The 18,531-nt window shown below is 61.6% G+C and carries 14 protein-coding genes; 6 read left to right on the top strand and 8 right to left on the bottom strand.

Annotated features, from left to right (window positions below; genetic code table 11):
• The first annotated feature begins 39 nt into the window (after positions 1–39).
• The gene (locus tag AC07OO_RS20710; protein ID WP_495084038.1) at positions 40–993 is read left to right on the top strand and encodes a CysB family HTH-type transcriptional regulator; all 954 of its coding nucleotides are present in this window, start codon (positions 40–42) and stop codon (positions 991–993) included.
• Entirely contained in the window at positions 993–2,141 is a 1,149-nt protein-coding gene (locus AC07OO_RS20715; RefSeq protein WP_495084039.1) for a pyridoxal phosphate-dependent aminotransferase, read from the top strand. Before AC07OO_RS20710 ends, AC07OO_RS20715 begins: the two co-directional genes overlap by 1 nt.
• On the opposite strand, the gene AC07OO_RS20720 is transcribed toward AC07OO_RS20715, so the two are convergent.
• The 5 genes from AC07OO_RS20720 to AC07OO_RS20740 form a co-directional block, all read right to left on the bottom strand.
• Positions 2,128–3,582 carry a TPM domain-containing protein gene (locus tag AC07OO_RS20720; RefSeq protein WP_495084040.1) on the bottom strand — a complete coding sequence of 485 codons (1,455 nt, stop codon included), beginning with the start codon at positions 3,580–3,582 and terminating at the stop codon, positions 2,128–2,130. The two genes, AC07OO_RS20715 and AC07OO_RS20720, sit on opposite strands and share 14 nt — an antisense overlap.
• A complete protein-coding gene (locus AC07OO_RS20725; protein ID WP_495084041.1) occupies positions 3,579–4,127 on the bottom strand; it encodes a hypothetical protein in 549 nt (182 codons plus the stop codon). Before AC07OO_RS20725 ends, AC07OO_RS20720 begins: the two co-directional genes overlap by 4 nt.
• 106 nt (positions 4,128–4,233) lie before the next feature.
• A complete protein-coding gene (locus AC07OO_RS20730) occupies positions 4,234–6,576 on the bottom strand; it encodes an ATP-dependent DNA helicase (protein WP_495084042.1) in 2,343 nt (780 codons plus the stop codon).
• A complete protein-coding gene (locus tag AC07OO_RS20735) occupies positions 6,573–7,370 on the bottom strand; it encodes a hypothetical protein (RefSeq protein WP_495084043.1) in 798 nt (265 codons plus the stop codon). Before AC07OO_RS20735 ends, AC07OO_RS20730 begins: the two co-directional genes overlap by 4 nt.
• Before the next feature lie 170 nt (positions 7,371–7,540).
• Complete coding sequence (locus AC07OO_RS20740) at positions 7,541–8,257, bottom strand: DUF4124 domain-containing protein (protein WP_495084044.1); 717 nt, start codon at positions 8,255–8,257, stop codon at positions 7,541–7,543.
• 317 nt (positions 8,258–8,574) lie between these two features.
• On the opposite strand from AC07OO_RS20740, the gene AC07OO_RS20745 reads away from it, so the two are divergent.
• Positions 8,575–9,471, top strand: a complete 897-nt coding sequence (locus AC07OO_RS20745) for a hypothetical protein (RefSeq protein ID WP_495084045.1) — start codon at positions 8,575–8,577, stop codon at positions 9,469–9,471.
• A gap of 124 nt (positions 9,472–9,595) precedes the next feature.
• Here the strand turns inward: AC07OO_RS20745 and AC07OO_RS20750 are convergent, their stop codons facing one another.
• The 3 genes from AC07OO_RS20750 to AC07OO_RS20760 form a co-directional block, all read right to left on the bottom strand.
• The gene (locus AC07OO_RS20750) at positions 9,596–11,992 is read right to left on the bottom strand and encodes a TonB-dependent receptor plug domain-containing protein (protein WP_495084046.1); all 2,397 of its coding nucleotides are present in this window, start codon (positions 11,990–11,992) and stop codon (positions 9,596–9,598) included.
• 245 nt (positions 11,993–12,237) lie between these two features.
• The gene (locus AC07OO_RS20755; protein ID WP_495084047.1) at positions 12,238–12,924 is read right to left on the bottom strand and encodes a cupredoxin domain-containing protein; all 687 of its coding nucleotides are present in this window, start codon (positions 12,922–12,924) and stop codon (positions 12,238–12,240) included.
• A 16-nt stretch (positions 12,925–12,940) separates the two neighbouring features.
• Positions 12,941–13,399 carry a tetratricopeptide repeat protein gene (locus AC07OO_RS20760; protein WP_495084048.1) on the bottom strand — a complete coding sequence of 153 codons (459 nt, stop codon included), beginning with the start codon at positions 13,397–13,399 and terminating at the stop codon, positions 12,941–12,943.
• A 198-nt stretch (positions 13,400–13,597) separates the two neighbouring features.
• Here AC07OO_RS20760 and AC07OO_RS20765 point away from each other — a divergent pair, with 198 nt between their 5' ends.
• The 3 genes from AC07OO_RS20765 (at position 13,598) to AC07OO_RS20775 (ending at position 18,531) form a co-directional block, all read left to right on the top strand.
• The gene (locus AC07OO_RS20765) at positions 13,598–14,167 is read left to right on the top strand and encodes a DUF3455 domain-containing protein (RefSeq protein WP_495084049.1); all 570 of its coding nucleotides are present in this window, start codon (positions 13,598–13,600) and stop codon (positions 14,165–14,167) included.
• 197 nt (positions 14,168–14,364) lie between these two features.
• Positions 14,365–16,866: a PAS domain S-box protein gene (locus AC07OO_RS20770; protein ID WP_495084050.1), complete on the top strand. Its 2,502-nt coding sequence runs from the start codon at positions 14,365–14,367 to the stop codon at positions 16,864–16,866.
• Between the two features lie 111 nt (positions 16,867–16,977).
• Positions 16,978–18,531 carry a methyl-accepting chemotaxis protein gene (locus AC07OO_RS20775; RefSeq protein ID WP_495084051.1) on the top strand — a complete coding sequence of 518 codons (1,554 nt, stop codon included), beginning with the start codon at positions 16,978–16,980 and terminating at the stop codon, positions 18,529–18,531.

The raw sequence follows: 18,531 nt of genomic DNA on the forward strand, positions 1-18,531 counted from the left end.
ATCCGGCATAATGAATCTCTTCTTTAGTTGAGATTCGATATGAACCTGCACCAGTTCCGTTTTGTTCAGGAAGCCGTACGCCGCAACCTCAACCTGACCGAGGCCGCCAAAGCCCTGCACACGTCGCAACCGGGTGTCTCCAAAGCCATCATCGAGCTGGAAGAAGAACTGGGCATAGAAATCTTCGCCCGCCATGGCAAGCGCCTCAAGCGCATCACCGAACCAGGTCAGCACGTGCTCAAAAGCATAGACCTGATCCTGCGCGAGGTCGGCAACCTCAAGCGCATTGGTGAGCAATACAGCGCCGAAGACAGCGGCACCCTGTCCATTGCCACCACCCACACCCAGGCCCGCTACGTGCTGCCAGAAAAAGTGGCTGCCTTGCGCACCGCCTACCCGAAGGTCAACATCAGTCTGCACCAGGGATCGCCCGACCAGGTGGCCCGCATGCTGATCGACGAGGTGGCGGAGATCGGCATTGCCACCGAATCTCTGGCCGACTACAGCGAGCTGGTCACACTGCCCTGCTACGAATGGCAGCACATGCTGGTCCTGCCCACCGACCACCCGCTGGCGCGCAAGGAGCGCATCACGCTGGAAGATGTAGCGCAGGAGCCACTGATCACCTACCACCCCTCGTTCACCGGCCGTACCAAAATCGACACTGCCTTTGCCACCCGCAAGCTGACGCCCCGCATCGCGCTGGAAGCCATTGACTCGGACGTGATCAAGACCTATGTGCGCCTTGGCATGGGCGTGGGCATTGCCGCCGAGATGGCCGTGCGCGATGTGGTGGAAGACGGCGGCAAGAGCGGCCTGGTGGTGCGCCCCGGCGGCGGCCTGTTTGGTCAGAACGTGGCGCGCGTGGCCTTCAAGCGCAGCGCCTACCTACGCAACTTTGTGTTCACTTTTGCCGAGCTACTCAGCGACAGGCTGGACCGCAAGCTCATCGCCCGCGCGATGGATGGCCATACTGAAAATTACGACTACTGATGACTCCTGCTCTCACCTCTCGCTTGCCCGCCGTGGGCACCACCATCTTCACCGTGATGTCGACGCTGGCCGCACAGCACAAGGCCGTGAACTTGGGCCAAGGCTTTCCCGACTTTGCCTGCGACCCCGCCCTGGTGGACCAGGTCACGCAGGCCATGCAGGCCGACCACAACCAATACCCGCCGATGGCAGGCGTGCCGCTGTTCCGCGAGGCGATTGCTAGCAAAATAGAAGCACTGTATGGCCATTCCTACAGGGCTGCAGACGAAATCACCATTACGGCAGGTGCCACACAGGCCATCATCACAGCAATCCTGGCCACCGTACACCCCGGTGATGAAGTCATCGTGCTGGAGCCCTGCTACGACAGCTATGTGCCCAATATCGAACTGGCCGGAGGCACCGCCGTGCGCGTGCCGCTGACGCCGGGCAGCTTCCGGCCCGACTTTGGCGCCATTGCCACAGCCATCACACCCAAGACCCGCGCGCTGATCATCAACAGCCCGCACAACCCCAGTGCTACGGTGTGGACGCGCCAGGACATGCTGCAACTGGAAGACATTCTGACGCCGACCAATGTGCTGCTGATCAGCGACGAGGTTTATGAGCACATGGTGTTTGACGGAGCCCCTCACCAGAGCGCGGCCCGCTTCCCCGGTTTGGCCGAACGTGCCTTCATCGTCTCCAGCTTTGGCAAGACCTACCACGTCACGGGCTGGAAGATTGGTTATGTGGCCGCCCCCGCCGCGCTGACGGCCGAGTTCCGCAAGGTGCACCAGTACAACGTGTTCAGCGTCAACACGCCGGTGCAGTACGGCTTGGCCGCGTACATGGCCAACCCGGCGCCGTATCTCGACCTGCCCGCCTTCTACCAGCGCAAGCGCGACCTCTTCCGCGCCGGCCTGGCACACACGCGCCTGCGTCTGCTGCCATCCGAGGGCAGCTATTTCCAGTGCGTGGATATCTCCGCGGTCAGCGACCTGGGCGAGGCCGACTTCTGCCAATGGCTGACGGCCGAAGTGGGCGTGGCGGCCATTCCGCTGTCAGCCTTTTACGGCAATGGCTTCGACCAACGCGTAGTGCGTTTCTGCTTCGCAAAGCAAGATGCCACGCTGCACGCGGCGCTGGAGCGACTCAAGGCTTTGTAGCTACTGACGGCGGGTACATCTTGCCGAACCACGCGTAGTAGTGCTCCACCAGTGCGTCGTCCGGGGTCTTGGCGCGCAGCTCGTGGTACAGCCGCTCCTGTGCGTCGATGTCGGATGTGCCGGTGTAGACATCCAGCAAGCGCCAACGCAGGTCATTGCGGTCGGGTGCCAACCGTAAGGCCCGCTCGTACAGCGGGGCGGCGGCCTCGAGCCAATACACATCAAAGTGCAGGGTCTCAGCCAGTTGCAGTACCGTGCCAAGGTCATCGGGTTGTGCCGCGAGCCGGGTTTGCAGTTGCTGTAGGCGCTGGCGCAGTGCGTTGTCATCCACAGCCAGATCCGGCGCCGCCGTACGGTCTGCATACAGCGCACGGGCCGCTGGCTGAAAGGCCTGCGCATAGGGAAACTTCGCGTACTTCTGCACGGCTGCCCCACCCTGCTCCGGCAGCACAAAATAGGCCTGCGCCTTGGGCTCGTCCACCAACCAGCGGCCTTGCGCATTGCGGTGCAAAAACACCGGCAACACCGGCTGCCCAGGCTGGAACACCGCCACCGCCTTGTCGCCGCTCTGCCAGATGGACAGCGGCAAGGCCTTGTCGTAGAACTGCGCGAGGCGCCGGGCATAGGCGGCGGCCATGGGCTTTTCCATGCGGTAGTAGCGGCTACCCTCGGTTAGCAAGGGCAGCATCGGCGAGCCCAGGCCTTCGCGCAGAGAGCGCAGGTACTGCATGGCAGCGTCGTTCGCCGAGGCCTGGGGCTCAAAGTCTTTGGCAGCCCCCTCTGACAGGCGCACTTGCGTGGCCTGGGCTTTCTCCAACGCGGCGGCATAGTCGCGCCCGACGATACCACCGCCACCCGACCAATAGGACGACAGGCCATAGGCACCGGCGAGCGTGGGCGCCGCCAATGGCGCCACGGCACCACCAGCGGCTTCGCGTGATGCCAGGTAGTGCAGCCGCAGGGTCACCATCAGTTCGGTCAGAAAGTCGCGCCGCGCATAGGGGTTGGAGGCCAGCATATAGCCGCGCGCGGCCTGCTCCAGCTGGTGGCACAGCAGATCGGGAAACACCGACTCCAGGCTGTAAGACACCTCGATCTTGAACTGCCGCTCGGCCTCGGACCATACAAACAGCATCGCCTTGCCCTGGTAGCCCTTGCCCAGGCCGTGCTGCTCGAAGAAAGCCTCGGCCTGGCGTTCAATGGTTTGGCCAGATGGCAATTGGTCCTGCAGAACAATGGCCAGGTTGATGCCCGTGGCCTGCTGGAAGATGCGGATAGAGGCCAGCAAGGCGCGGTCGTAGCGCTTGAGCGGCGTGTCGTTGACCAGCAGCGCAGTCAGTGGTGCCTGCTGCGGGTTGGAACGCGCGCCATAGGCGAACCAGGCACCCAGCATCAGCACCAAGGCTGCCACTACGGCAATAGCGGTGCGGCGGCGTGTCAAAGGAAGTCCAACGCGCACAGGTAGTCAAAAAATGCCTGGCGGTTGCGTGGTGTTTCTTCCGGGAAGGCTGCCATCAGCAGGCTGTAGGCTTGGCGCAGCTTTTGACTGGATTGGTGCACATTGGGGGTGAAACTGGCATCCCACTGGCCACTGCTCACGCCGGCAGCCAGCTTGGCTTCAAAAAAGGCCAGATGCTGCTGCACGGCTTGCACGACCAGGTCGGTGGCCGCGCGGGTTTGCTGGGTGGTGCGGAGTTGGCGCAGGGCATCCAGCACCGCCGCGTAATCGCGCACGATAGTGCGCAATCGGCTGGTGTCACCACGCTTGAGCGCGTCCAACCCCTCGACGCGCAGCACCGTGCCGCGGTCCGATAACTCAAACAAGGGCTGCAAGGCGTCAACCTGCCCACGCGACAGGCGCGAGCCGGCCATGTCGAACTGTGTACGCTGGTGTGGGATGGCCGCATAAGCCTGCTCCACCGTCATGGCGGCAGACGCGGCAAGCGGCAGGGCCGCGAGCAAGGCTATTCCAATGAACTTGATCATGGCTGGATTCTGCCAGAACGGCAAATCACACCCATTTTGGGTATTTTGTATGGTGTCATATATAGAACAAGCCTCTAGCCCTCGTCGAATCTGCATAAGTAGCTATCTAAACAATAGCAACGCGCCACCAGTCGGGCAGCCGTGTGCGGTAGCGGTGCTCGCGGTAACGGTCGTCCATCAGTAACACAGCGCCGGTATCAGTGGGCGTGCGTATCACCCGCCCGGCGGCCTGCACCACCTTTTGCATGCCGGGGAACACATAGGTGTAGTCATAGCCCCGCCCGAACAGGGCCTGCATACGCTCGCAAATGGCATGGTTCACCGCATCAAACTGCGGCAAGCCCAGCGTGGCGATGAAAGCGCCTATGAGCCGCTTGCCGGGCAGGTCCACCCCCTCGCCAAACACGCCGCCCAGCACCGCAAAGCCAATGCCCTGCCCCTGCAGGTCAAACTGCTGCAGAAAGGCGCTGCGCGCGGTCTCTCCCATCTGGCGCTGCTGGGTCCAGACCGGCAGGCCGGGGTGGCGCGCCTGCAGCCGCGCCAGGGCCTGCTCCAGGTAGTCAAAGCTGCTGAAGAAGGCCAGATAGTTGCCTGGCTGCTGCTCGAACTGCGCGGCCATGGTGTCGACCAGTACATCCAATGTAGCCAGCCGATCATCACGCCGGGTGGACAGGGGGTGGATGCTGACGGCCAGCTGCGCCGGGTCAAACGGGCTGGGCACATCCATGGACTGCGTGGTATCGGGCAGGCCCAGCAGGTTGATGTAGTAGTCGGCCGGGTTCAGCGTGGCGGAAAACAGCACCAGGGAATCGGCCGCGTCCAGCCGGGGGCGGATGAAGTGGGCCGGCACAATGTTGCGCAGGCTCAGGCTGGCCTCTGCGCCCATGCCGTGCACCACTTCTCCGTCAACCAACAAATCGGTCTGGCCAACATGCTCCGTTGCGGTGGTCGTTGCAGCCAGGCTCAGTTCGCACAGAGAATGCTCGCCAAACTCTTCGGCCAGCGTCGCAAAAGCCAGGGTCTTGAAGAAGAACGACAGCCAGGCACCGTGTGTGTCGGCCGCGTGCTCGTTGAGGTATTCCCCCACGGCGCTGTTGAAACGCTGCAGGCTGCGCAGCCAGGCCTCCGGCAGCTCCTTAAGCAGCCGCCACGGCGTGGCGGGGGCCTCGCGCTCGGCCGCCAAGGCCAGTAGATCCCATTGGTTCAACACTTCTTCCGCGGGCTTGCGTAGCACGCTCGGCAGCTCGGAGCAGGCCGCAGTGGTCTCAGCGCGGGCCAGGTCAGCGCTGTACATGCTGCAGGCGCGGCTGTAGAGGTTGTGCGCCTCGTCCGCCAGCACGCTGATGCGCCAGGCATTGCTGGCGGTTAGCGCATAGAGCATGGCGCTGCGGTCGAAATAGTAGTTGTAGTCGCCCACCACCACGTCGGCCCAGCGCACCATCTCCTGGCCCAGGTAGTAGGGGCAAACCGCGTGCTGCAGCGCAATCGTGCGCAGGCTGGGCTGGTTCAACCAACCGCGCTGTGCGGCGGCACGCCTGGCCTGGGGCAGCCGGTCGTAAAAGCCCTGGGCCAGCGGGCAAGACTGGCCGTGGCAAGCCTTGTCCTTGTGCTCGCACGACTTGTCTTTGGCCACCAACTCCAGTACCCGCAAGTCCAGGCCGATATGGGCGCCGCGCACGGCGTGCAAGGCCTCCAGCGCCACTTGGCGGCCTGGTGTCTTGGCGGTCAGAAAGAACAGCTTGTCGATGCCACGCTCGGGCATGGCGCGCAGCGCCGGGAAAACGGTACCGATGGTCTTGCCAATGCCGGTAGGCGCCTGCACCAGCAGGGTTTGGGACTGCATGCAGGCGCGGTATACGCGGCCTGCCAGTTCGCGCTGGCCGGGGCGAAATGGCAACTGGGGAAACTCCAGCACCTGCAGAGCCGCATCACGCGTGCGCCGGTGCGCCTGTTCGCTGTGCGCCCACGCCACAAAGCGGGCACACAAGGCGTCAAAGAAGGCCTGCAGGTCAACGGCGGACCAGTCTTCGTTGATGGGATGCTCGGTCTGATCCACCACGTCAAAGTAGACCAGGCTCAGCGTGATGTGGGCCAGGCCGCGGCTCTGGCACATCAGCCAGCCATAGACCTTGAGCTGGGCCCAGTGCAGCGCGCGGTGGTTGGGGGCGATGGCCGCCACTGCGCCACGGAAGGTCTTGACCTCTTCCAGCACGTTGCTGGCCGCGTCGTAACCATCGGCACGGCCGCTGATGCGCAATGTGGTCTCGTATGTGCCTGTCAGCGACACCTCTACCTCATGCTCGGGCGGCCGCCGGCTGGCCACCAATTGATGGCCTTCCCTGCCTTGCTGTGCGGTGGGCGACGGAGTGAAGCGCAGATCAAGATCCCCCGCCTTGGCCGCAAACTCGCACAGGTTGCGCACGGAGACGCTGTAGCTCGCGTCGCTCATGGCTGCGATTTGTCGAGCGGCGGAGGTTCCGACGCCTGCTCCACCAGCATGGACTGGTCTGGCCCGTCTTCGGTACCCAGATCGGCATGGGCGCGCAGCGGCGTGGCCTTGGCCAGCACCATCCACAGCGCAAACGGCAGATCCGCGACGGCGCGCTTGGGGGCATTGCGCACCACCTCCAGCCGAGCGCCGTGCCACACAATGACACCGCATTCGACGGGGATTTCGTCGGCCTGTGCAATCGGTTGGCCCTTGCGGTCGCAGCCCAGCACATACCAGCACTGGCCGCCAGCATCCAGGTAGCTATCGCGCTTGTCTTTGGACTTGAGATCACCCAGCAAGTCGGCCCGACTGACCTTGATCTCGTGCACCACAGGCTCCAGGTAACCGGCTACCGTGGTGTTGCGGATGGAGAACACATCGGGCATGCACACCTTCCAGCGGCGGGGCTCCTCGGGTTCGGAGGGTAAGCGGGCGCGAATGCTCAGGTCGGTCCAGACGATGCGCCCGTCGCGCAACATCTGCTGCGCCACGCGATCGACCAGTTCCTCATGTGCCGAGCGCGCCTGGCGGTTGGTGTGGAAGGCCTGAGCGAGGAAGGTGATGCCCGTGTCCGTGAGCCGCACCTTGTCGTGGCCGCTGGGCTCCACCAGGCGCTCCAGCAGACCGGCTGCGAGCAATTCCACCTCCACACTGTCCAGGCAGGGCCAGCCGGCCGAGCGGTAGACATCGCGCAGCCGCCGGGCGTGTGCGCGGCCTAAGGCGATGGCGTTGATGACAGTGGTGCGGGGCATGGGGGCTTGGGCGCTGAGATGGCAATAATACTGTATAAACAACCAGCATCACAAGCCCGGAGGCTTCGTCGCCATCCATCGGCCCAAGCACCGCCCTCTCCACCACAGACAAAAACCCGGCGTTGCGCCGTTGGGGCTTAGTCTAAGAGCGCTTCAAATGGATCGGTCGCCTACTTGCTCTTTTTTGCAGCAGCTGCCGCCGCAGCGGCTTTGGTGGCTGCAGCGGTAGCGGCAGCTTTGGCAGCCGCAGCATCCGCTCGCGCAGCTTCTGCCGCCGCCTTTGCAGTTACGGGCGATGCCGCTAAGGATTTATCTCCGCTTGCAGCTGCCGCTGCCGCCGCATCGGCCTTAGTAACAGCCGCCGCGGCGGCATCTGCCTTTGCTGCGGCGGCTACCGCGTCGGCTTTGGCAGCGGTTGCAGCAGCATCCTTGGAGTTGGCGTCGGCCTGCCGGGCCCCGGCCGCCGCACGCTGCTGCTCGGCAAGCTCTTCAGGTGTCGGCGTGCGGGCTGCGTTGTCCGCCACTTTATTGCAGTCACTTCCGCCGTTGGCCTCGCATTCAGCCTGGAGTTCCTTGGCGCTCTTACTCGGTGCCGATGCTTTCTTAGCCATACGCGCTGCTACCGCGGCCTCTTCCGCCGCCTTCACACGGGCATTGATGGCTGCGTTTTCAGCAGCCCAGTTTTTGCCTGCGGCGGGCTTGACACCCGGAGGGGGTGCCACGATGGGTACTACTGTTTCCTTGGCGTCTGCCTCCACGCAGGGCGTCGATGAATAGCTGGTTTTGCCGTCCGCCATTGTGCATTTGAAGACCTCTGCCTGTGCCCACTGAGACGACAAGGCCAGTGGGAGAAGCAGTGATAAAACAGCCGGTGAAATCGTTCGCATGGTTATTCTGGCTCCCTGGATTTCGCAATAGGATGGGTGTGAGACGACGCTACCGCGTACCCAAAAAGAAAGTAGCTGCTGCAAGAATTTTAGGGCTGATGCAGAAAATACCAAGGCTTGCTGACCAAGCCATCCGTAAGCAACGGTAACCGGGCAGGCCAGACATTGACTTTAGCACCCGCCCATAGGACGCAAGAGTCCTGTCACTTGGCACTGTACCCAGCGGGTTTTGAAGACTACTGGACTTTGTGGCCAACAGGACTAATATTGCCAACAGGCATTTTCGTAGATGGCTCTCACATTGACGAGGTGGTGCAATGAAAAAGCTGCTGGCGCTCGTTCTGTTCTGGATGCTGTCTCTGCCTGCGTGGGGCGATCTGGCGGTCACTCTCACGGAAACCCCCAACCCCGCGAACCCACCCGGCTCTTTCTTCACCGTATCGGTGCCTGTTGTCGACCAGATGAAAGCCGCCGCACAACCGGGTCAGCATGTGTACATGTTCATCGGCGTGCTGCATGCACCCAACGCCGCGGGCCTGATCCCCGTGGATATGTTGAGCCTCAACACCACGCAATACACCGTCGGCACGCTCAAGGGCTATGGCACCGTATCCACCCCCTTCACGGTTGACCCCAATGCCCCCGCCAACCCGCCAGTCAATGTCAATACCCCCAACAGCACTACCGGGCTTTCGATTGCCATCGACCAGAGCACCATCGTCTCCACCGATGTCTCGACCATTCTGGCAGGCATGAAGGGCGGCGATGCCATCTGGGTCGTGGTGGGAACGGGCGCCAATCCGAACGAAGCCCTGGCCAATGGCATTTTGAGCGGCAACACCAAAGAGGTGTTCAAGAGGCCGCCCTTGATGACCGTAGCCCCCAGTGCGCTGACGAATGAGCACAAAGTCGGCACGACCCCCTGCCCACAACTGATAGGCACCATCAACGTGACCAGCCAGTTGGCTGCCGGGCAGTTGTTGAACGTGGCTGCAAGCAGTTCCAACCCGGTTTTTCAACTGAGCTGGCCGGCCGCCAACAACGCGAATGCGTCCAACCTGTCGGTGCCCGTCGGGGCCGCCGTGCCGGTCTCGGTGTACTACGACTGCACCAAAAATCCCCCGCAAAGCGGAACGATCACGCTCACGGGCAGTTCGGCCGCTGTGGGGTATAACCAAACCGCCATTGTTACGATAACGCTGGCTGCCAAGTAGTGGGCACCGGACATACGCTTTGCATTTGAGCCACTCCCACCCCTAAAAAAAAGAGCCAACACCTTTCGGTGTTGGCCCACTCGGTTAGTGCAAACCTAATTCGTGCTAAACAACTGTCAGAAGATCAGAAACGCTTCCAGAACTTCGCGAAGTACGACGCGCCGTTCAAACCGAACTGCACGCTGTCATAAATGAAGCCGTTGTCGGTTTCATTCGGGTCTTGCTTGGTGGGCTTGACGTTGAAAATATTGTTGCCGCCAATGGTCAGCTTGGTGTTCTTGTCGAAGCTGTAAGTGAAGCTCAAATCGGCAGAGGTCTTGGGCTCGTAGTAGGCGTTGGGTACGCCAGCTTCGGTGCCGGAGAAGGTGCCCAGGGTCTGGCTGCCAAAGTGGATGATCTTCAGGTTGGTTTCCCATGCGCCCTGGCTGTAGTCAAAGCCCAGTGTGGCCTTGGTGCGGGGGCCACCCTGCTCGATGAACAGGCGTTCGCGCTCCGACAGCAATACCGACTCATAGCCCTTCAGCGACGCGGGCGCATGCACGCTCACCACATCGGTCTGGCTCAGGTTGACGGCCAGGAAGGTGTTGAGCTTGCCGTCGCCCAGGTCGGACTTGTTGGACACGGTCAGGTCCAAGCCCTTGGTCTTGGTGTCGATGGAGTTGACAAAGAACTGCGCCTGGCCCACGCCCAGGGCGGCCAATGTGGCGCCCAGCGCGGGGAAGTTGTTGGCGTCAAAGCGGCCGGACAGTCCGATGCGGTCGGTGATGTCGATCTGGTACAGGTCAGCCGTGACCGACGTTGTCTTGCTTGGCGTCAGCGTGAAGCCCAAGGTGTAGTTCTTGGAGTTTTCTTCCTTCAGCTTGGGGATGCCGGCCGCGTTGGCGATGGTGCCGCCATTGGGAGCCAGCACCACGTCTTGGGCCTTGCCGCTGATGAAGTCGGTAAACGTGGACGAGAAGTAGACCTGTTGCAAAGACGGTGCGCGGAAGCCCGAGCTGGCCGAGGTGCGGAACAGCAATTGGTCGCTGGCCTTGAAGCTGGCCGCCAGCTTGCCGGTGGTGGTGTTGCCAAAGTCGCTGTACTGCTCGGTGCGCACGGCGGTTTGCACCTTGAGCTGCTGGGTCACGTCGGTCTCGACGTCGATGTACAGCGCGGTGCTGTCGCGGTTGCGATTGGTCGCATCCGCAGGCTGGAAGCCGGGGAAGCCCTGGCTGCCGGCGTTGCCGCCATTGCCCACGCCGTCGGCATCAATGTACGAACCGGGTTCGCCCGCGTAGATCTGGTAGTTTTCGCGGCGGTATTCGGCGCCGAAGGCCACGTTGGCGCCTTGGAAGAAGCCATCAAAGAAGCGGCTGAAATCGATGTTGGTCGTGGCCTGCGAGAACAAGAAGCCACCGGCCTGGAACACGCTGGCGCTTCGGCCAGCTCCGCCGTTCAGCAAATCCTGGTTGGCGATGGAGGCATTGATGGTGTTGGAGATACGGTAGCGCATCTCGTTGGAGCCGTAGGTTTGCGACAGGTCGGCTGTCCACTCACCCAATTGCCACTTGTGGCCCACGATGGCGGTGCGGTCGCTGATGTCGCCATTGATGAAGGGCACAAAACCGCCAGGGTACATGGCGGCCGAGTTGCGGGTGGGGATATCGTCCGAGCCCACACCGCCGCGCGCAAAGGCGGCAGACGATGCATCGCGGTTTTGCGCGCCCAGCGTGAAGTACAGCTTGCCGGTGCTGCTGGTGGGCAGTTCGCCGTTCAGGTACAGCGTGGAGTTCTTGGATTGGGTGTCGCCAATGATGCGGGGGTTGCCGGGGTCGGCGCGGTTGGAGCGGCCGCGGTCCGAATACTCGGCCGTGATGCCCAGCACGCCGTTGTCGCCAATGCCAAAACCGCAGTAAGCCGATGGCAGGTAGTTCTTGCCGTCACCCACCGAGTACTGGCTGTAGCCCAGAATGGCCTCGCAGCCCTTGCTCTTCTTCAGCGAGATGTTCATGACGCCGGCAATGGCGTCCGAGCCGTATTGGGCGGCCGCACCGTCGCGCAGGATCTGCACGTTGTCGATGGCCAGCACGGGGATGGCGTTCAGGTCGGTACCGGTGTTGCCGCGGTTGCGGGCACCAAACAGGTTGACCAGGGCCGTGGTGTGGCGGCGCTTGCCGTTGACCAGCACCAGGGTCTGGTCCGAACCCAGGCCGCGCAAAGAGGCGGAGTCGATCAGGTCGGCACCATCGGCACCGGTCTGGCGGGTGGAATTGAAGGATGGCGACAGGTATTGCAGCGATTGCGCCAGGTCAAACTGGCCGCCCTGCTCCGATGTCTTGGTCAGGGGAATGAAGTCGATAGGCACCGGCGTGTCGGTGGCCGAGGCATTGGCCTTGCGCGAGCCGATGATGGTGACGCTGTCCAGGCCGGCGGCTGGGGCTGCGCCGGTGGTCTGGGCGACCGCAAACGATACGGGGGTGAGCGCGGCAACTGCCGCCGCGCCATAGAGTCCAATGGATAGTGCCTTGCGCAATACAGTCATAGCTCGCCCTTTTTGAATAATGTGAGGATGGGGACCAAGCTGGAAATTCTAGGGGTGCCTACCACGCCATGGGGGCCCTTGTTTCAGCCTTACCACACTGCTATGACGATTTAGTCAAACGGATATGACCCTTTAATAGGTCATCAGTTTTGCTAATAGAGAGGGCGAAGTTTCACCGCCGGGCAGCCCCAAGGTGAAACAGCCCCCTTGGGGGCAGCGACCCGCAACGCGGTGGAGCGTGGGGGCTAAATCCGTCTGCGGCGTGGCAACACGCCCAGTTGCATGCTCAACTTGGCCGGCGATGCGCCTAAAACGAGTGTTTGCGATGCAATATCGACCAATTGGTCGGGGTGCCAGACCTTGATCTGGGCGGCGCCCTCGGGCAATTGGTCCAGCGCCGCCACGCCATCGGCATTGGTCAGCACGGCCCAGGGCGAATCGCTGACGTAGACGTGGCCGCTCATGGAGGCGTGAATATGGCAGCCCAAGAGCACGGCACCCACCTTGTTGAATGTCACCTCGGCCGAATGCGGTTTCTTGTCGGCGGGTTTGCCGTCCAACCGCAGCTCGAAGCCTTCGCCGCTGGCGGCATTGAAATTGGCACTGCCCGCCGCCGAGCCGCGAACATGGTGCTCCCACGCGTCGTTGTTGGCGAATTGCACCTTGGCGCCCAACGCCACGATGCTGATGGCCGGCACAAAACGCATCTTCTCCTGGTAAACGGTGGATTGCTGGGGAAGCGCTTGACTGGGCCCATCTGACTTGGCGGATGGCACCACCACGACCACGGCATTGGGCACGGGCTTGCCGTCCTTGTCCAGCACCGTCACTGAGACATTTGCAGCGCTAGCCCTCGTGGAATAGGCGCAAGTAGCTAGCAAAACGATAGCAAATGACAAAAATCTACGAACCGAGTGAGCGTGCAGGGTCATGGCGGTACCTTTTGCTTTATTGCGCTGCGGACACGGCCTTGGCCAACTCGGATGTCTCAGTGCAGGTGGCGCACAGAGTCTGCAGCTTGGCCAACTGCACCTGGGCCTGCGCTTTTTGGCCGGTCTTCAGATAGGCGATGCCAGAGTACTGCAGCGCTCCCCGGTGGTTGGGGTCCAGGGCCAGGGCTTTGCCATAGGCAGCAAAGGCCTCATCGTATTTGCCCAGCCAGCGGTTGGAGTAGCCCAGGTAGTTGTAGGCGTCAGCATTCTTGGGGTTTTTTGCAACGACCTTGCTGAAGCTGGTCACGGCCTCGGCCCACTGCTTGCTATCAATCGCTTTTTTGCCTGCGGTGAAGTCGTCGACCTGCGCGTTCTCGACCGGTGTGGTCTGCATATCGGCCGCCTGCGCAGCGCTGGCGCATGCCAGAACCATGAAGGGCACAACGAAGAATGAGCGAAGGTTTTTTGCGTGCATGGAAGCATCCTTTTAGAAATGGGTTTGAAAGCAATGCGCTGCAAGACAGCACCTGGGATAAACGACGCGCATCGGCAAACAGATGCAGCCCCGACAAAAAATAGGCGTTAAAAATTTGTGGGCCGCATTGCATCCAAACCTGGACCGGCGTCGTTTGTCAGTCGTGTTTTTCCCTTTCATCTTTATAGAAAGCATTCCATGACACCGTTCACTTCTCCATTCTCGTTGGGTTCGCGTACCGTGCTGGCCGCATGCCTGGTCAGCCTATTGGGCGCCTGTGCCTCCAACCCGCCAGTTGCAGAGGCTGTGGTAGCGCCGGCTGCGCCCGCCGCACTGGCGGTGGCCGACACCGAGCGTGCGGGCTTTGTGTGGCATGCCATTGGCTCACAGATCTACGAGTGCAAGCCCTCCGACAAGGGCGGCTTTAGCTGGGTCTTTGTGGCACCCGAGGCTGATCTGTACAACCAGAAGGATGAGAAAGTCGGCACGCATGGTGCCGGTCCATTCTGGGCCGCGCAAGACGGTAGCCAGACCTTGGGCACGGTCAAGGCCCGCGCCAATGCTGCGCGTGCCAACGACATTCCACTGCTGCTGCTCAGCACCAAATCCAACGGCACGGCCGGCAAGATGGCGCGCGTGAGCAGCGTACAACGGCTCAACACCGAAGGCGGCGTAGCACCAGCCAAAGGCTGTGTGGAAGCGGCGGACGCCGGCAAGCGTGTCAAGGAAGGCTATACCGCAGACTACGTGTTCTTCGTCGCCAAATAAATACCACGACACCACCAACCGTGGGCATCTTCGAGCACAGACAACGCACTGTAAGTTTGAGAAAAGCCACTGTTGGCGAATGGTTGTTTGCTTGACGTAAGTGATGCGTGTGACAGTGCTGCCCATGAAAAAAATGGGGACACTGTCATGCGTGCATCACGCTGGATTGCGCATCCAAGGTGTGCCTGCTTGTCGGCATGAAGCTTAGTCCACCACCGTCACCCGAAAAGCAGGCGGCCATACTGCACGCCGCCATCCTCAACCATTCGGGTTACGGGATCATTGCAACCAATGTGTCCGGCATCATCACCGTTTTCAGCCGCACTGCCCAGACGATGCTGGGGTACAGCGAAACGGAACTGGTCGGCAAAGTCACGCCAGCGGTGTTCCACTTGCCTTCTGAAGTGACGTTACGCGCAACTCAGTTCTCCAGTGAGTTGGGCCAAATCGTAGCGCCCGGCTTTGACGTGTTGGTGATCAAGACCAAGCTCGGTCTACCCAATGCGCATGAGTGGACCTGTGTGCGCCGCGACGGTTCGCGCTTTCCCGCCGTGCTCACGGTTACAGCCTTGCAAGACGAAGTGGGCCGCCCGGCAGGCTATCTGGCCATGGTCGAGGACATCACCGAGCGCAAGCGCAGCGAGGAGTTGCTCGCCGAACGCGAGGCCCAGCACCGCGTGCTATTCCATGACAACCCCAACCCCATGCTGTTGTATGACACAGAGTCCGTGAAAATTCTGGCGATCAATGCCGCAGCAGCGCAGTTGTATGGCTATCCTGAAACAGAGTTGCTGGGCAAGCACCTGAACGCCTTGCTGCCCGACTTTGAACACGCGCGCTTGCAGGAAGTGCTGGCCTTGGGCAGCAGCAGTCTGCGCAAATACCGCTGGCACCACCGGCGCCGCAATGGCGCACTGTTTGTAGTGGATACCGTGTCCAAGCCGGCGCAAATCGGCAAGTTGCGCGCCCGCATCGTGCTGATCTCGGAGCTGACCGATATCGTCAAGATCGAGGCACAGGTCGCGGACCAATCGCGTTTCCTGGAAGGCCTGCTCAGCGCCCTGCCCCTGCCGGTTTTCTATAAGGATAGACAGGGGCGCTATCTGGGAGCCAACCCGGCCTACCTGGAATTGACCGATCTGACTTTGTCAGACTGTATTGGTAGACGCGCTTCGGAGTTTCTTCCCCACACGCTTGCCAAGCGTTATGAGGCGGCCGACGAGGCTTTGTTTGCAGCACCCGATGCGACGCAAAACTACTCCGTGCAGATTGGCACGCGCGGCAAGGGGGTACGCGATGTCGACTTCTGGAAGGCGACCTTTCGCAACCACGAAGGCCAAATCGCGGGTCTGATCGGCATGGGCTTCGACGTCACGGAACAACGCCAGACGCTAGCGGCGCTGCAAGACAGCGAAAGCCGTTTGGTCCAGGTGTTGCACGGCAACCCGGTACCAACCTTTGTACTGGACGATCAGCATAGGGTTGTCATCTGGAACCCGGCGTGCGAGCGCATTTTGGGGGTCGAGGCCTTGGAGATGCTGGGGAAAAAAGACGTATGGCGCGTGTTTTACCCTCAGCCCAGGCCCGTCATGGCCAATCTGATCGTAGACGGTGGCGATCAGATTGAATTGCTCGGCTACTACGGCGAGGCCTGCAAGCGCTCGCACGTGAATCCAGATGCATTCGAGAGCACAGGCTTTTTCCAACATATGGCCGCTGGCGCGGGGCGTTGGTTGCACTTTTGCGCGTCGCCGTTACGCGATGGTAGGGGCAAGGTCGTAGGCGCCATCGAAACGCTGATGGACATTACCGAGCAGAAGCTGGCCGAAGAACGCGCCAGCCGCGTCAATGAAGACCTGGAGATCCGCGTACTGGAGCGGACCACCCAATTGGCGCTCGCCAACGAGGAGTTGCGCGCAGCCATGGACCAACTGGTTCAGGCCGAAAAATTGGCATCTCTGGGCCGCTTGGTGGCCGGCGTTTCCCATGAGCTCAACACCCCCATCGGCAACCTGGTAACAGTAGCCAGCACGCTGCGCGAAGTATCCGAAAAGTTTGCACAGTCCGTCGCCGATGGAACAGTCACCCGCAGCGCCATGGCGCAGTTTTTGGAGCAAAACCAGGAAGGTACGCAGCTGCTGTTGACCAGTGCAAAGCGCTCCGCCGAGTTGATTCAGAATTTCAAACAAGTAGCGGTTGACCAGACCACGGACCTAGCGCGGGAATTTGACCTGGGCGAGCAAATTTCCGAAGTGCTATCGGTCATGGCCCATGTACTCAAGCCGCCCATCCAATTGGTGCAGCGTCTGCAAGCGGGCATTGCCATGCACACCTATCCGGGCCCGCTGGGTCAAGTGCTTACCAACCTGGTCATGAACGCCATCCTCCATGGTTTCGACAAGGGTCAGGCCGGAACCATCACCGTGGCCTGTGAGCAGGTTGGCCAGCACGTACACATCACCGTGCATGACAACGGGCAGGGCATTCCGGCAAAAGACCTTGGCAAGATTTTCGATCCATTTTTCACCACAAAAATGGGCCAAGGGGGCACCGGCTTAGGTCTGCATATTGCACACAACATCGTGCATGGCCCCCTGGGCGGTCGCATATTTGTTCAGAGCCCCTCCGGTACGGGTACGACGTTTACGCTGGTGTTGCCCTGCACCGTCAAGGCCGCCACCCAAGCCGACGTTGTGTAAAGGACGGTGAATGCGCGGGTGCTTCCGGCCATACGCACTTATCGCCCTTGACAGATAAGGCCGCTGGGCCTATTTTCGGGTCCATACTTAGAGCGCATGGAGCCACGCCTTATGCAGGACCTGACCCTCAAAAAGAAGTTCATGATCGGCCTGGTCGTGGTCATTCTGGTGTCGCTCAACACCCTATGGGGGCTTCGCCTGATGGGCAAAGGCGCCCTGTTCCACTACCTGGAGCGCAACCACCTGGAAAACGTGATGCGCATCGACACGGCCTTCAAGCTGGCCGAGCAAGGCGGCAAGGCGGCCGAGGCGCTGCGACGTGAGGACCTGCTCAAAGCCATTGACGAGAACATCGTGCTGGCCGGGCGTGCCGACACCGAGGTGTTCTACATCGAGCAGCTGATTTTCAGGATGATGGGCTTCAGCGACATCTTCGACCTGCCCGCCAAGGACATCAAAGACCACCAAAAACTCCGCGCGGCGCTGGTGGCAGCGCCCGGCACCGGCATCAGCCAGGAATTCGCTGTGAACGTGCGCCCAGAGATGATTGTCATCTTCGACAACTCGTCCAAGTTCGTCGTGCTGGTGTCCGAGGCTGTGGCCTTCATCAAGAACCTGGTGTTGGCCGAATGCATTGCCGGCATGTTGGCAGTGGTGGCTATCTTCTGGCTGCTGCGCCGCAGCACCCTGGACCCGTTGAACGAGGCCCTGGCCTTTGCCAAGTGCGTGACCGCCGGTGATTTGACGGCCCGCGTGACGATACGCTCGCGCGACGAGATCGGCCAGCTATGCCAGGCGCTGGACGATATGAATGACAGCCTGGCCCGCATCGTGGGCGAGGTGCGCAACGGCGCCCTTGCCATTGCGACGGCGACCAAGGAGGTGGCCGCCGGCAACCAGGATTTGTCGCAGCGCACGGAGTCGCAGTCCAACGCGCTGGCCCATGCCTCGTCCAATATGCAGGAGTTGACCAGCACCGTGCGCAAGAACGCCGACAACGCCAGCCAGGCGAATCAACTGGTGATAGACACCTCCAAGATTGCCGGGCGTGGCGGCGATGTGGTGTCGCAAGTGGTCTCCACCATGGACAAGATCACCGAGTCGTCGCACAAGATTGCCGACATCATCGGCGTCATCGACGGGATTGCCTTCCAGACCAATATCCTGGCGCTAAACGCGGCAGTGGAGGCCGCGCGTGCGGGCGACCAGGGGCGTGGCTTTGCGGTGGTGGCGGCCGAGGTGCGTAGCTTGGCACAACGCTCGGCCGAGGCCGCCAAGGAAATCAAAAGCCTGATCACGAGTTCCACCGAGCGGGTCGAAGATGGCTCCCGCCTGGTGCACCAGGCAGGCGCCACGATGCAGGAGATCGGTGCATCGGTCCAACAAGTGACCAACATCATGGCCGCGATCACCGGTGCCAGTCAGGAGCAGCGCGCGGGTATCGAGCAGATCAACCAGACCGTTGCCCATATGGACGATGTCACCAAGCAAAACGCTGCACTGGTCGAGGAAGCTGCGGCCGTGGCCCACAGCCTGGAAGAGCAAAGCGCGGTTCTGGCGCGATCGGTCAGTGTCTTCAAACTGCGCGACGACGGCCGTGGCGGCCGCCCTGCCGTACCCGCTTACGGAACGGCGCTGGCGTTGCCCGCCAGCCGCGGGGCCTAG

This window comes from Rhodoferax sp. GW821-FHT07G04 (assembly GCF_059418585.1).